At 72.5% G+C, this 13,404-nt stretch carries 12 protein-coding genes and 2 pseudogenes; 7 read left to right on the top strand and 7 right to left on the bottom strand.

What is annotated here, in order from left to right; all coding sequences use genetic code 11:
* Positions 1-42: 42 nt before the first annotated feature.
* The 5 genes from meaB to IE255_RS18500 form a co-directional block, all read right to left on the bottom strand.
* The gene (gene meaB, locus IE255_RS18520) at positions 43-1,035 is read right to left on the bottom strand and encodes a methylmalonyl Co-A mutase-associated GTPase MeaB (RefSeq protein ID WP_190051421.1); all 993 of its coding nucleotides are present in this window, start codon (positions 1,033-1,035) and stop codon (positions 43-45) included.
* Positions 1,032-3,224 carry a methylmalonyl-CoA mutase gene (gene scpA, locus IE255_RS18515; RefSeq protein ID WP_190051420.1) on the bottom strand — a complete coding sequence of 731 codons (2,193 nt, stop codon included), beginning with the start codon at positions 3,222-3,224 and terminating at the stop codon, positions 1,032-1,034. Before scpA ends, meaB begins: the two co-directional genes overlap by 4 nt.
* The gene (locus IE255_RS18510; protein ID WP_190051419.1) at positions 3,224-5,032 is read right to left on the bottom strand and encodes a methylmalonyl-CoA mutase family protein; all 1,809 of its coding nucleotides are present in this window, start codon (positions 5,030-5,032) and stop codon (positions 3,224-3,226) included. The genes scpA and IE255_RS18510 overlap by 1 nt, the downstream gene beginning before the upstream one ends.
* A gap of 205 nt (positions 5,033-5,237) precedes the next feature.
* Complete coding sequence (locus IE255_RS18505) at positions 5,238-5,600, bottom strand: peptidase inhibitor family I36 protein (protein WP_190051418.1); 363 nt, start codon at positions 5,598-5,600, stop codon at positions 5,238-5,240.
* 162 nt (positions 5,601-5,762) lie between these two features.
* Positions 5,763-6,431 carry a DUF4097 family beta strand repeat-containing protein gene (locus tag IE255_RS18500; RefSeq protein ID WP_190051417.1) on the bottom strand — a complete coding sequence of 223 codons (669 nt, stop codon included), beginning with the start codon at positions 6,429-6,431 and terminating at the stop codon, positions 5,763-5,765.
* 226 nt (positions 6,432-6,657) lie between these two features.
* Here IE255_RS18500 and IE255_RS18495 point away from each other — a divergent pair, with 226 nt between their 5' ends.
* From IE255_RS18495 to IE255_RS18475, 5 genes are all read left to right on the top strand, one after another.
* Positions 6,658-7,413 (top strand): GbsR/MarR family transcriptional regulator, encoded by a 756-nt coding sequence (locus tag IE255_RS18495; protein WP_190051416.1) that lies wholly within the window; start codon positions 6,658-6,660, stop codon positions 7,411-7,413.
* A 42-nt stretch (positions 7,414-7,455) separates the two neighbouring features.
* Positions 7,456-8,187 carry a response regulator transcription factor gene (locus IE255_RS18490; protein ID WP_190051415.1) on the top strand — a complete coding sequence of 244 codons (732 nt, stop codon included), beginning with the start codon at positions 7,456-7,458 and terminating at the stop codon, positions 8,185-8,187.
* Between the two features lie 2 nt (positions 8,188-8,189).
* Positions 8,190-9,296: a sensor histidine kinase gene (locus IE255_RS18485; RefSeq protein WP_190051414.1), complete on the top strand. Its 1,107-nt coding sequence runs from the start codon at positions 8,190-8,192 to the stop codon at positions 9,294-9,296.
* A gap of 129 nt (positions 9,297-9,425) precedes the next feature.
* On the top strand, positions 9,426-9,995 hold the full coding sequence (locus IE255_RS18480) for a DM13 domain-containing protein (protein WP_190051413.1): 570 nt from the start codon (positions 9,426-9,428) through the stop codon (positions 9,993-9,995).
* Between the two features lie 50 nt (positions 9,996-10,045).
* Positions 10,046-10,915, top strand: coding sequence for an NAD(P)H-binding protein (locus IE255_RS18475; protein ID WP_190051412.1), 870 nt, complete (start codon positions 10,046-10,048; stop codon positions 10,913-10,915).
* A gap of 34 nt (positions 10,916-10,949) precedes the next feature.
* On the opposite strand, the pseudogene IE255_RS18470 reads toward IE255_RS18475, so the two are convergent.
* A pseudogene (locus tag IE255_RS18470) lies at positions 10,950-11,603 on the bottom strand (alcohol dehydrogenase catalytic domain-containing protein); the annotation flags it as partial.
* Positions 11,604-11,608: 5 nt separating this feature from the next.
* Between IE255_RS18470 and IE255_RS18465 the strand changes: the two are divergent.
* Positions 11,609-11,803 (top strand): annotated as a pseudogene (locus tag IE255_RS18465) (TetR/AcrR family transcriptional regulator); the annotation flags it as partial.
* A 19-nt stretch (positions 11,804-11,822) separates the two neighbouring features.
* On the opposite strand, the gene IE255_RS18460 reads toward IE255_RS18465, so the two are convergent.
* On the bottom strand, positions 11,823-12,182 hold the full coding sequence (locus IE255_RS18460; protein ID WP_190051411.1) for a hypothetical protein: 360 nt from the start codon (positions 12,180-12,182) through the stop codon (positions 11,823-11,825).
* Positions 12,183-12,354: 172 nt separating this feature from the next.
* Here IE255_RS18460 and IE255_RS18455 point away from each other — a divergent pair, with 172 nt between their 5' ends.
* A complete protein-coding gene (locus tag IE255_RS18455) occupies positions 12,355-13,404 on the top strand; it encodes a hypothetical protein (RefSeq protein WP_190051410.1) in 1,050 nt (349 codons plus the stop codon).

Here is a 13,404-nt window from a genome sequence, read left to right as displayed (position 1 = left end):
GCAAGCGGGGTATGCGAAATCGCCGGTCCCGCTGCTTGCGCTTCAGGAACCCGCTGCCTCGGAACCCCCGAGGGCGCCGAGGATCCGCTCGGCGGCCAGCGTCGGTGTCAGCTCGCCCGCCCTGACCCGCTGTTCCAGCACCGGCGCCAGCGCCCGCACCGCCGGGTCGGCGTGCAGCCGGCCGAGGAGTTCGTCGCGGACCATGGTCCAGGTCCAGTCGACCTGCTGCTCGCGGCGCTTGGCGGTGAGGCGGCCGGTGGAGTCCAGCAGCGTGCGGTGCTGTTCCAGGCGCTCCCACACGGTGTCCAGGCCGGTCGACTCACGGGCGCTGCAATGCAGGACCGGCGGCGTCCAGAACGCGTCCTTGCCGTGCATCAGCCGCAGCGCGCCGGCCAGTTCCCGCGCGGCGGCCCGGGCGTCGCGCTCGTGCGGCCCGTCCGCCTTGTTGACGGCGATCACGTCGGCCAGCTCCAGGACGCCCTTCTTGATGCCCTGGAGCTGGTCGCCGGTGCGGGCGAGAGTGAGCAGCAGGAAGGTGTCGACCATGTTCGCGACGGCGGTCTCGGACTGGCCGACGCCGACGGTCTCCACCAGGATCACGTCGTAGCCGGCCGCCTCCATCACCACGATCGACTCGCGGGTGGCCTTGGCGACCCCGCCGAGCGTGCCCGCGGTGGGGGAGGGGCGCACGAACGCCGCCGGATCGACGGCCAGGCGTTCCATCCGCGTCTTGTCGCCCAGGATCGAGCCGCCGGTACGGCTGGAGGACGGGTCGACGGCCAGGACCGCCACCCGGTGCCCGAGCGAGGTCAGCAGCGTGCCGAACGCGTCGATGAACGTCGACTTGCCCACCCCGGGCACCCCGCTGATCCCGATCCGCCGGGCCCGGCCGCTGTGCGGCAGCAGCGCGGTCAGCAACTCCTGGGCCAGCGCGCGGTGTTGCGGCCGGGTCGACTCGACGAGGGTGATGGCCCGGGCGATGATCGCCCGCTTCCCGTCGAGCACGCCCTTCACATACGCGTCGACATCGATCACAGGTCGTGCCCGAGGTCGCCCGACAGCCGCTTCACGAGGTCGTAGGCCGCGTCCGGGATCACCGTCCCGGGCGGGAAGACGGCCGCCGCGCCCATCTCCAGCAGCGTGGGCACGTCCTGCGGCGGGATCACCCCGCCGACCACGATCATGATGTCCTCGCGGCCCTCCTCGGCCAGCGCCTCGCGCAGCGCCGGGACGAGGGTGAGGTGACCGGCCGCCAGCGACGAGACGCCGACGATGTGCACGTCCGCCTCGACGGCCTGCCGGGCCACCTCGGCGGGCGTCTGGAACAGCGGGCCGACGTCCACGTCGAATCCGAGGTCGGCGAAGGCGGTGGCGATCACCTTCTGGCCGCGGTCGTGGCCGTCCTGGCCCATCTTCGCGACCAGGATCCGCGGCCGGCGGCCCTCGGCCTCCTCGAAGTCGGACACCAGGGTGCGGGTGCGGTCCACGCTCGGGGACTCTCCGGTCTCGTTGCGGTACACGCCGGTGATCGTACGGATCTGGCTCGCGTGCCGGCCGTAGACCTTCTCCAGGGCGTCGGAGATCTCCCCGACGGTGGCCTTGGCACGGGCCGCGTGCACGGCCAGCTCCAGCAGGTTGCCCTCGCCCGCGGCGGCCCGGGTCAGCGCGTCCAGCGCGTCCCGGCAGGCCGTCTCGTCGCGCTCGGCGCGCAGCCGCCGCAGCTTCTCGATCTGCTGGGCGCGCACCGAGGAGTTGTCGACCTTGAGCACGTCGATCTGCTCGTCGCTGTCCACCCGGTACTTGTTGACGCCGATGACCGGCTGACGGCCCGAGTCGATCCGGGCCTGCGTACGGGCCGCGGCCTCCTCGATGCGCAGCTTGGGGATGCCCGCGTCGATGGCCTTGGCCATGCCGCCCGCGGCCTCCACCTCCTCGATGTGCTGCCAGGCCCGCCGGGCCAGGTCGTACGTCAGCTTCTCCACGTACGCGCTGCCGCCCCACGGGTCGATCACCCGGGTCGTGCCGGACTCCTGCTGGAGGAGCAACTGCGTGTTGCGGGCGATGCGCGCCGAGAAGTCGGTGGGCAGGGCGAGCGCCTCGTCGAGGGCGTTGGTGTGCAGCGACTGGGTGTGGCCCTGCGTCGCCGCCATGGCCTCGACGCACGTGCGCGTCACGTTGTTGAACACGTCCTGCGCGGTCAGCGACCAGCCCGATGTCTGTGAATGGGTGCGCAGGGAAAGGGACTTGGCGTTCTGCGGGTCGAACTGCTTCACCAGCTTCGCCCACAGCAGCCGCGCCGCGCGCAGCTTGGCGACCTCCATGAAGAAGTTCATGCCGATCGCCCAGAAGAACGACAGCCGGGGCGCGAACGCGTCCACGTCCAGGCCGGCTTCACGCCCCGCCCGGATGTACTCCACGCCGTCCGCGAGCGTGTACGCCAGCTCCAGGTCGGCCGTCGCGCCCGCCTCCTGGATGTGGTAGCCGGAGATGGAGATGGAGTTGTAGCGGGGCATCCGCTGCGAGGTGAAGGCGAAGATGTCGGAGATGATCCGCATCGACGGCTTCGGCGGGTAGATGTAGGTGTTGCGGACCATGAACTCCTTGAGGATGTCGTTCTGGATGGTCCCCGCCAGCTTCTCCGGCGGCACGCCCTGTTCTTCGGCGGCGACGATGTACAGCGCCAGCACCGGGAGCACGGCGCCGTTCATCGTCATCGACACGGTCATCTTGTCCAGCGGGATCCCGTCGAACAGCTGCCGCATGTCGTAGATCGAGTCGATGGCCACGCCCGCCATGCCGACGTCACCGGTCACGCGCGGGTGGTCGCTGTCGTAGCCGCGGTGCGTGGGCAGGTCGAAGGCGACCGACAGGCCCTTCTGCCCGGCCGCGAGGTTGCGCCGGTAGAAGGCGTTGGACTCCTCGGCCGTGGAGAAACCGGCGTACTGGCGGATCGTCCAGGGCTGGTTGACGTACATCGTCGGGTACGGGCCGCGCAGATACGGCGCCGCGCCCGGGTACGTGTCCAGGAAGTCCAGGCCCTCCAGGTCACGGCCGGTGTACAGCGGCTTGACCGCGATGCCTTCCGGGGTCTCCCAGAGCAGGTCGTCCCCGCCGGACGCGTTCTTGACCGCCGTACGCCACTCGTCGGGGCCGCCGTCGGCGGCCGGGGTGCCCAGCTCGATCCCGGAGAAGTCGGGGACGGACGGGCCGGAAGGGGCGGTCATCAGGACACTCCCATGCGGTCGAGGGTCGCGGACAGCACGGCCACGGCGTCGCAGCCCGCGAAGACGTACGCGTCGACACCGGGGTACTCCCCGGGCCGCCCGGCGAGGAACACGTGCGCGGCCCCCGCCTCCTTGAGCTCCGCGGCCCGGGCCGCCGCCTGCTCCTCGTACAGGGCGTCACTGGAGCACAGCACCGCCTCCGTCGCGCCGCTCTGAGCGAAGGTGCCCTCGGTGACCGGCTCGATGCCGCCCGCCTGGAAGAGGTTCGAGGCGAAGGTGAGGCGTGCGGTGTGGGCGGCGGCCGGGCCGAGCGCGGCGAGGTAGATCCGGGGCCGGGAGCCGGTCGCGGCGAGATGCGCGTCCGAGCGGGCGCGCAGCGCCTCGAAGGCCTCGTCGCGGCGCACCCGCGGCAGCCCGCCGGACGGCTGCTCCGGCGCGCTCGCGCGCACGACCGGCTTCTCCGCGAGGTACGGGAACTCGCTGACACCGGTGATGGGTTCGCGCCGCTTGGCCAGCCTGCCGGTACGCGCCTGCCAGGTCTCGGCGAGATCCCGCTCGACGTCCCCGGACCGCAGGGCGGCCGCCATGCCGCCGAGCCGCTCGATCCGCTGGAAGAACTCCCAGCCCGCGTGGGCGAGTTCGTCGGTCAGCCGCTCCACGTACCAGGAGCCGCCCGCCGGGTCGATCACCCGGGCGAGATGCGACTCCTCGATGAGGATCGTCGAGGTGTTGCGGGCGATGCGGCGGGCGAACGCGTCCGGCAGGCCGAGGGCGTGGTCGAAGGGCAGCACGGTGACCGCGTCGGCCCCGCCCGCTCCGGCGGCCAGCGTGGCGATGGTGGTGCGCAGCATGTTCACCCACGGGTCGCGGCGCGTCATCATCACCGGCGAGGTGACCACGTGCTGGAGCTGCGCCCCCGCGCGCGGGGCCCCGCAGACCTCCGCCACCCGCGCCCACAGCCGGCGCGCGGCCCGCAGCTTGGCGATCGTCAGGAACTGGTCGGCGGTCGCCGCGTACCGGAACTCCAGCTGCGCGACCGCCTGTTCGACGCTCAGGCCCGCCTCGGTCAGCGCCCGCAGATACGCCACCCCCGTGGCCAGCGAGCTGCCCAGCTCCTGGGCGGCCGAACCACCCGCCTCGTGGTACGGCAGCGCGTCCACGGTGAGCGCCCGCAGCCCCGGGTACTCCGCGGCGCACAGCCGCGCGAGTTCCGCCGCCGGCGCCACGTCACCCCGCTGCCCGGTGCGGGCCTCGAACCCGAGCGGATCCGCGCCCAGGTTGCCCCGCGCCGCGTCCCGGGCGACGCCCCGCTCCTCGTACAGCCGCAGCAACTCCCGCGCCGCTGGCTCGACATCACGCCCCGCGTCGAGGACGACCGGGGCCAGATCGAGGTAGACGCCGTCGAGGACCCGGCCGAGCTCCGGCACCGGGATGCCGCCCTCTCCGACGGTGAGCCAGACGGAGGTGACACCGTTCTCCAGGTCCGCGAGGACCGCGTCGCGGTCGGCCGCCGTGTGCCGCTGCCGTACGTCCCAGCCGCCGACCGTGTTCCCCTCGGGCCGGCCGCCGCGCACAAAGGGCGCGAACCCCGGGAGACCCGGCTCGGGCGCGGCGTCGTGCGGCGTGTAGAGGGGACGGGTGCGCAACCCGTCCTCCAACGCGGTGGACAGGGCTTCCTCGGCCTCGGCACCCTCGACGTCCTTGCCCGACTTGCGCAGCACACCCGCCACAAGGCGCTGCCACTGCTCACGGGACACGTCAGGGAACTCGCCGGCCAGCTCAAGCCCGTTGTCAGGCAGGACCGTCATGCTCGGATGCTAGGACACGGACCTCAAGGATCAGCAGAGGGCACGGCTGTGACGTTTCCCTCCCCCTGACTGTGACCTCGCTCTCCCGACCGCCGCGGCTGGTCGGGTCCCCTCCGGCGACCGCGTCACGATGCCCCGGGCATCCGGGGCATCGCAACGCGGCAGGCCGTCAGTCAGGGAACCGGGACGTCGTGAGCGGACGCCCTCAGTTGAAGGAGCGGATCTTGTAGCTGCCCTGAAGGTTGCCCTGGTACTGCACCGATCCCTTGCGCTGCGTGTAGTTGGTGCCCGCGTAGATGTTCACGGCCGCGCGGGACGACCGGTTGTAGGCCGACTTCGCGTTGTGGTTGCCCACCCACGCACCGCACTTGGCGACGGTGTCCTGGACCGCGGGCAGGGCCTCGCAGATGCTGCCCATACCGTTCCAGCCGCTGAAGAAGCAGAACTTCCCCTCGTCGCAGCGGTCGTACCCCTCGGCCGCGGGCGCCGCGGAAGCGGCCGGAACGCCCGCGGCGCCGATGATCGCGGCCATCGACGCGGCCGCCAGAACCGCACGGATCTTGCCCATGTGTCTCCCCCTCGGGAACGAGTGATCTGTGGACGGCAGCGACGATGGCAGCCCGCCCGTACCTCCTGCCATGGCGTCGCCCTGTCCCGGACAAGGGCTCGCTGTCCGGCCTGGTCAGGGCCCTGTCCGGGTCGTGTCCGGCGAGTGCGCGGCGGGGGCTGCTCAGAGGCTGCGGGCGGTGATGTCACCGTAGGCGGTGGTCGCGCGGATGTTCAGGCCGGCGGCGCCGCCCTCGCTGTTCCTGAGCGCGTTGTGGATCCGGCCGTGGCCGGTGCCGGCGTCCAGCGAGGCGGAGACTCCGGCGGCGGCGCCGACCGAGACGTCACCGGCCTGCGTGGTGAGCACGACCGTGCCGCGCACGGCCTCGGCGATCCGGATGTCGCCCTTTCCGGTGCTGATCTCCGCGGGGCCGCCCAGGCGGCCGACCGAGACGTCGCCGGCGACGGTGGTGAGGCGGGCGCTCGCGGTCTCGTCGAGCTTGACCGCGCCGTGCGCGCTCTCGAAGGCGACGTCGCCGAGCCGTCCGACGCCCCGGAACCCGGCGCCGGCCGCCTTCGCCTCGACCCGGGAACCGGCGGGCAGCTGGACCGTCACCTCGATGGCCCCGGAGGGGCCGAGGTACTGGTTCTTCGCCGAGGCCTCGATCCGCAGGATGCCGTCGCGGTATGCGACCGTGGTCTGCTCCGCCACCTTCACGTCGCGGCCCTTCGAGGCGTCCGCGGGCAGGACCTCGACGGTGGTGTCGGCCCGGTCGGAGGCGATGAACCGGACGTGCCCGGCAGGAATGTCGAGGACGGCGGTGATCGGGGCGGTGGTCTCGAACGTCTGCATCGTGGTCTCCTTGACCGCTTGTTGTTTCCGACGACAGAAACGCTACGTTGCGTTCAGAGAAGCGGCAACACACTCGTTGCGTATATTCGATATCGTCCCAGGTAAAAGCTGGGGAATCGTTGCAACCGGCCTACGCGCTAACGCAACGCACCTCGCTTGCTCGTTGCAATGGAATGAAAATGAACGCTACTCTCGGGCCGTCAAGGAAGCACGAAGGGAGATCGCGGTGCCCGGAGGCAGGCTCACGCAGCAGGAACGCCAGCAGATCGCGCTGGGGCTGGCCGACGGGCTCGCCTACGCGGAGATCGCCAGACGCCTCGACCGCCCCACCTCCACGGTCACGCGTGAGGTCATGCGGAACGGCGGCCCCACGGCCTACCGTGCCGACCTGGCCCACCGCGCCACCGAACGCCGCGCTCGCCGGCGCAGGCAGGCCGCGCCCCGGCGGCCGGAGGCGCCCCCGCAGCCCCACGGACGCGACGCCGAGGCCGTGCGCGCGTACGAGGAGGCGCTGACCACCGTCTTCATGCAGTCGGGCACGCCCAAGATGATGGCCCGCGTGATGGCCTGCCTCTGCGTCAGCGACTCGGGCACCCTCACCGCGTCCGAACTCGTCCAGCGCCTCCAGGTCAGCCCGGCGTCCGTCTCCAAGGCGGTCGCGTTCCTCGACAGTCAGGGCCTGGTCCGCCGGGAACGCGACGAACGCCGCCGCGAGCGCTACATCGTCGACGACGACGTCTGGTACCGGTCGATGATGGCCAGCGCCCGGGCCATCGCCCAGATCGTCGAGACCGCGCGGCAGGGCGTCGGCATCCTCGGCCCCGGCACTCCGGCCGGCGCCCGCCTCGAGAACATCGCCCGCTTCCTCGACTTCGTCTCCGAGAGCACCGCCCGCGCCGCGGACCAGGCCCGCGACATCCTCCACGCGAAACCCGGAGTGGCCACGGGCGGCGCGGCCGAGCCGCGTTCGGAACGCGGCTGAACGTCCACGGCACCGGCGGCGGCGCGGTGCCAGGCTGGGGGCATGCAGCAGCAACCGTACGAGCCCCCGAGGCCCGGTGTGGGGTCTCCCCGGATCCTCGTCGTGGACGACGATCCGACCGTCGCCGAGGTCGTCGCCGGGTACCTGGACCGCGCCGGTTACGCCGTCGACCGCGCCGACGACGGTCCCACCGCCCTCACCCGCGCCGCCGCGCACCGGCCGGACCTGGTCGTGCTCGACCTGATGCTGCCCGGCATGGACGGCCTGGAGGTGTGCCGGCGGATCCGCGGCCAGGGCCCCGTGCCGGTCATCATGCTCACCGCCCGCGGCGACGAGGACGACCGCATCCTGGGCCTGGAGGTCGGCGCCGACGACTACGTCACCAAGCCCTTCAGCCCCCGCGAACTCGTCCTGCGCGTGGAGTCGGTCCTGCGCCGCAGCAGGCCCGCCCCCACCGAGCAGCACCGGCTGGGGGCGGCCGGCCTGACCGTGGACCCGGCGGCCCGCCGGGCCGCCAAGAACGGGACCGAACTCGCCCTCACCCTCCGCGAGTTCGACCTGCTCTCCTTCTTCCTGCGCCATCCCGGGCAGGCCTTCGGCCGTGAGGACCTGATGCGCGAGGTGTGGGGCTGGGACTTCGGCGACCTGTCGACCGTCACGGTTCACGTCCGCCGCCTGCGCGGCAAGGTCGAGGACGACCCGGCCCGGCCCCGCCTGATCCGGACCGTGTGGGGCGTGGGCTACCGCTTCGACCCCGCGGGAGGGGAGGACTGACCGTGCGCGCCACCCTCCTCATCGCCCTCTACGCCTTCGCCGGCGCGGCCGTCAGCGGCCTGGCCGGAGCGGGCGTGCTGCGCCTCATCCGGCGCCGCTCGCTGACCGCCTCGCTCACCGTGGTCGCGGCGGTCGGGGTCGTCGCGATGCTCGCCGGCACGCTCGCCGTCGCCTGGGCGATGTTCCTGTCCCCGCACGACCTGACCGTCGTCACGACGGTCGTCGCCATGGCGGCCGTCGTCTCCCTGGCCACCGCGCTGCTGCTGGGCCGCTGGGTCGTCGGCCGCAGCCGTGCCCTCGCCCTGGCCGCACGCTCCTTCGGCGACGGCGGGGACTTCGCGGCCCCCGACGGTCCGACGACCGCCGAACTGGAGTCGCTGAGCCGCGAGTTGGCCGCCACCAGCGCCCGGCTCGCCCAGTCGCGGGAGCGGGAGCGAGCGCTGGAGACCTCCCGGCGCGAACTCGTCGCCTGGATCTCGCACGACCTGCGCACCCCGCTGGCCGGTCTGCGCGCCATGTCGGAGGCCCTGGAGGACGGCGTCGCCGCCGACCCCGACCGCTACCTCAGGCAGATGCGCACCGAGGTCGAACGCCTCAACGACATGGTCGGCGACCTCTTCGAACTCTCCCGCATCCACGCCGGCACACTGCCCCTGGCCCCCACCCGCATCTCCGCGTACGACCTGGTCGGCGACGCCCTGGCGGGAGCCGACCCGCTCGCCCGGGAGCACGGGGTGCGGCTGGTGGGCGGCCGTGTCGAGCCGGTGCCGGTGGAGGTGGATGGCAAGGAGATGAGCCGGGTGCTGGGCAACCTGCTGGTCAACGCCATCCGCCGGACCCCCGCCGACGGCACGGTCGCGATCGCCGCGGAGCGGTCCGCCGAGGGCGTGGTGCTGTCGGTGACGGACGGCTGCGGCGGCATCCCCGAGGAGGACCTGCCACGCGTCTTCGACACCGGCTGGCGCGGCACCCACGCCCGCACGCCCCCGGCCGGCGCGGGCCTCGGCCTCGCCATCGTCCGGGGGATCGTGGAGGCGCACCAGGGCCGGGCCACCGTACGCAACATCCCCGGCGGCTGCCGCTTCGAGGTGCTGCTGCCGCCGGCGTAGGGTCCGCGGGGCGGTGACCACAGGGGACTCGAGGCGGACGTAAGGGTTTCGTCATCGGCAGTCCGGCCCGGCACGGCCGCCGTTCCCGTTGAATGGGAGGCAGACGAGGACTCCCAGGAGGTGGGCGACATGGGGCGGGTGCGGAGCGCGCTGCTCGGGCCGTGGATGGTGGGTGTGCTGGTGGTGGCGGTCGCCGGGGCCGGTTTCGGGCTGTACTGGTTCCAGCCGTGGAAGCTGTGGCAGGACGAGACGGTCCGGGAGGCACTGCCCGTCACGGTGGAGGCGCCCGAGCCGTCGGCCGACGCACCGCCGTCCGCGTCATCCTCCGCCCCGTCCCCGGCCGGACCAAAGACGCTGGCGAGCGGCGAACTGATCAGCCACGAACACGCGACGTCCGGTACCGTGAAGCTCGTACGGCTGCCCGACGGCAGCCATGTGGTGCGCCTGGAGGGGCTCGACACCAGCAACGGCCCCGACCTGCGCGTCTGGTTCACCGACGCGCCGGTGAAGGAGGGACGCGCCGGCTGGCACGTGTTCGACGACGGGCAGTACGTGAGCCTCGGCAGGCTCAAGGGCAACAAGGGCAGCCAGAACTACGCCGTGCCCGCCGACGTCGACGTGACCCGGTACAGCAGCGTCAGCATCTGGTGCGACCGCTTCGACGTCTCCTTCGGCGCGGCGGAACTGGCCCGTACGTGAGGCGAAGGCCTGCTCAGCGAGGCGCCCGGTACCGAGACGAAAGGCGATCCATGACGATTCTGGTGACGGGGGCGACCGGCAACGTGGGGCGGAACGTCGTCCGGCAACTCCTGGAGCGGGGGCACGACGTGCGGGCCCTGACCCGCACGCCCCGGGCCGGGGCGTTACCCGAGGAAGTCCGGGTCCACGAAGGCGATCTCACGCGCCCCGATACGCTGAAGGACGCCCTGGACGGCGTCGACGCGCTCTTCCTCTACCCCGTGGCGGCGACCGCCGAGGAGGTGGTCGGCATGGCGAAGACGGCGGGCGTGCACCGCATCGTCGTGCTCTCCTCCGGCGCGGTCACCGCCGGCTACGACACCGACTTCCACCTCCCGGTGGAGCAGGCGGTGGAGGCATCGGGACTCGAGTGGACGCATGTGCGCCCCGGCGAGTTCGCGATGAACAAGCTCGCCCTGTGGGGGCCGCCCATCCGCGCCGAGCGTGTGGTGCGCGACCCGGCCCCGGACGCCGCGTGGTTCCCGGTGCACGAGCGGGACATCGCCGACACGGCGGTCCTCGCCCTGACCGAGGAGGGCCACGCGGGGCAGGCGTACACCCTGAACGGGCCCGAACTCCTCACCCACCGCCGCCAGGTGGAGCTCATCGGCGAGGCGCTGGGCGAGGAGATCCGCTTCGAGGTGGTGACCCCGCAGGAGGCCCGCGAGATCTATCTCGCGCAGGGCGGCTTCGCCGCGGAGGCCGCCGACTTCCTCCTCGGCTTCGAGGACTACGGCGGCAACGACGCGGACGCGTCGGAGGCCGAGGCCTTCGACCCGGCGTCCCTCGGCCCCCTGCCGACGGCGGAGGCCGTCACCGGACGGCCCGCCCGCACCTTCGCGCAGTGGGCAAGGGACCACGCCGCCGCGTTCCGCTCCTGACGGCTGCCGGGCACGCGTCGGTTGTCCCGTCGAACGATGTCGGAGGCCGTTCAGCCGAGGTCGGTGAGCTGAGTTTCTTGCGTCCCACGAGCAGGTCGGTGGTCTCCACGGTGAGGGGTCCGAGGTGCCCGAGGTGGCTGAGCGTCCCGTCCATGGCGACCAGGCGCAGGTAAGGGCCGAGGTCGTGCGGGGCGGAGACGGTGTCGATGACGACGTCGAACCGGTCGCGGGCGTCGGCCATCTGCTCCGGGTCCGTCGAGACGATGAGACGGCGGGCGCCGAGACGACGAGCGTCGTCGGCCTTGTCCGGTGAGCGGCTGACGACCGAGGTGTCGGCGCCGAGCGCCACGGCGAGCTTGACCGCCAGATGGCCCAGGCCGCCCAGCCCCGCCACGGCGACGCGGGTCCCCGGCCCCACACCGAGACCGGCCCGGCACAGGGCGCACTCGCCGCACGCATCGACGATGTTGCCCACCGCGACCGGGTCGCCGACGGCGAAGCGGGTGACCGCGGGCCCGGCCTCGGTCACCACACCCGTGAACTCGTGCCCCGGCACCCGGGGCTCGCCCCCTTCGCCGGAGCGGGCGCTGACGGCGTGCGCATCGGTGTGGCAGACACCGCAGTACTCGATCCGGACCGCGAGGTCGTCGGGGCGCAGGCCGCGCCGTTCCAGCGGCGCTCGCCGCAGGGTGGGCGACGGCCGTCGGTCTGGTGCGCCAGGGAGACCCGTTCGACGTGATGGCCATGGTGATCGCCATATCCATGGCCTGGTCACCGGTCAGCAACGTCTACGCGGCGACCGCTCAGGAGCCCCCCGAGGTGCACGAGCAGCGTCGCACCTTGCTCCGCGAGAGCGTCCGCCGCGCCATGACGGCCGACCAGGTCTAGATCCGTCCCCGTGAGCGGGTCAGTGGTCGGAGTAGCTGAAGTCGCCCACGGTCCAGGCGCTGACGTCCTCGATCGCGACGCGGTACATCCCGCCCGTCTCCGGGATCCCCACCGTGCCCTGAAGGATCCGGGCGACATGGAAGTGCAGATGCGTGGGTGGCCCGTCCTTCTTCGCGGAGGTGTCGAAGACGGCGGAGAACTCGCCCAGGTGCGCGGAATCGGTGAGAACCTCCGACACCCTCTGCCGCCATACGGCTTCGGGGGCCAGGCGACCGGTGATGACAGCACCACCGGTGACCACGGTCAGGGACATCCGAGTGCTCTGCCCCGACTCCACAAGGGCGGCGATGTCAACGATCAGCTCGTCAGGCTTCGACATGAGATCGCATTCTATGCACCGGCCCGTCCGGGCGGCTCGGGCGGTGGCACTGCCGGGTACGACGGGCCCACGACACGGTGGGCCTCCAGCGGCAACGTCATGGCCGAATGCCGTCTGTTCACGGTCCAGTGGACGCCCATAAGCTCTGCGACCTCCGAGATCTGGGGGTCTCGTGAACGGTCTCCGTGCGGTGTTCGTCTGCCTTGTGATCGCGTGTGCCGCGATGATGTCGCCGGCCGCGGCCGTGACGCCGGGCTGGTCGGCGCTGCCGGTGCCGGCGGCGGCCCCGCCGGTGACCGTGTCCGATCTCGCCGCCCGCGGGCCGGGCGAGGCGTGGGCGACCGGGTACGAGCACGCCGCCGAGGGGCCGCGGCCGATGCTGTACCGGTGGGACGGCACGGCGTGGCGCCGGGACACCACCTTCCCGGGCGCCGGGGAGCCGGGCTGGCTCGGCAACGTGCGGTTCGTCGGCGAGGAGGCGTGGATCTTCCACCACCGCGGGGGAGCGGGGGAGATCCTGCGCCGGTCGGCGGGCGGATGGAGTGCCGTCCCGCTGCCGCAGACCCTGTGGACCTACCAGGACTTCACGGCCGTACCGGGTGCCGCGTGGGTGGTGGGTGAGGACGACACCGGGCTGAAGGTGCTGCACTACGACGGTTCCGGCTGGACCACCCAGTCCACCCCGGACGGTGTGCTGTTCCTGATGGGCATCACCGCGCGTACCGCCACCGACGCCTGGGCGTGGGCGGACACCAGCACCGGCACCACCGTCCTGCGCTGGGACGGCACGGCGTGGCGGGACGCGAAGGTGCCGCTGCCGCCGAACAGCAACGTGCACACGCTCCTGCCCGAACCGTCGGGCCGGGTCACGATCGGCGGCAGCCGGTACACCGACGGCGTGGCCCGCACCTACCTGATGACCTTCAACGGGCGCTCCTGGCGCACCACTTACCCGCCGCTGGGCGACACCTCCACCGAGGCGATGGTGCGCGGCCCGGACGGCGCGCTGTGGCTCCCGGTGCGCAGCGACCGCGCGTTCCAGTCGACGTACGCGCGGGTGGACGGCGTCCGCACCACCTTCTCCCACGGCCCGGAGCGCGGAGACGCGATCGACGTCATGCCGCGTGCACTGGCCAGGGCCGGGTCCTCACTGCTGTCCTTCGGGACCGTCGAGATCTACGGCTCGAAACCGAACCTGATGAGCGAGCGGCTGGGAGGCTGA

Origin of the sequence: Streptomyces lomondensis (assembly GCF_014651035.1) — a bacterium.
Classification (GTDB): domain Bacteria; phylum Actinomycetota; class Actinomycetes; order Streptomycetales; family Streptomycetaceae; genus Streptomyces; species Streptomyces lomondensis.
The sequence above is the reverse complement of the archived record's forward strand: the minus strand, read 5'-3'. Positions and strand labels throughout refer to the sequence as shown.

Bases quoted from the DNA above. Each gene is read 5' to 3' on its own strand.
- scpA (WP_190051420.1), bottom strand. From the start codon at position 3,224: ATGACCGCCCCTTCCGGCCCGTCCGTCCCCGACTTCTCCGGGATCGAG.
- IE255_RS18510 (WP_190051419.1), bottom strand. From the start codon at position 5,032: ATGACGGTCCTGCCTGACAACGGGCTTGAGCTGGCCGGCGAGTTCCCT.
- IE255_RS18505 (WP_190051418.1), bottom strand. From the start codon at position 5,600: ATGGGCAAGATCCGTGCGGTTCTGGCGGCCGCGTCGATGGCCGCGATC.
- IE255_RS18500 (WP_190051417.1), bottom strand. From the start codon at position 6,431: ATGCAGACGTTCGAGACCACCGCCCCGATCACCGCCGTCCTCGACATT.
- IE255_RS18490 (WP_190051415.1), top strand. From the start codon at position 7,456: ATGCAGCAGCAACCGTACGAGCCCCCGAGGCCCGGTGTGGGGTCTCCC.
- IE255_RS18480 (WP_190051413.1), top strand. From the start codon at position 9,426: ATGGGGCGGGTGCGGAGCGCGCTGCTCGGGCCGTGGATGGTGGGTGTG.
- IE255_RS18475 (WP_190051412.1), top strand. From the start codon at position 10,046: ATGACGATTCTGGTGACGGGGGCGACCGGCAACGTGGGGCGGAACGTC.
- IE255_RS18460 (WP_190051411.1), bottom strand. From the start codon at position 12,182: ATGTCGAAGCCTGACGAGCTGATCGTTGACATCGCCGCCCTTGTGGAG.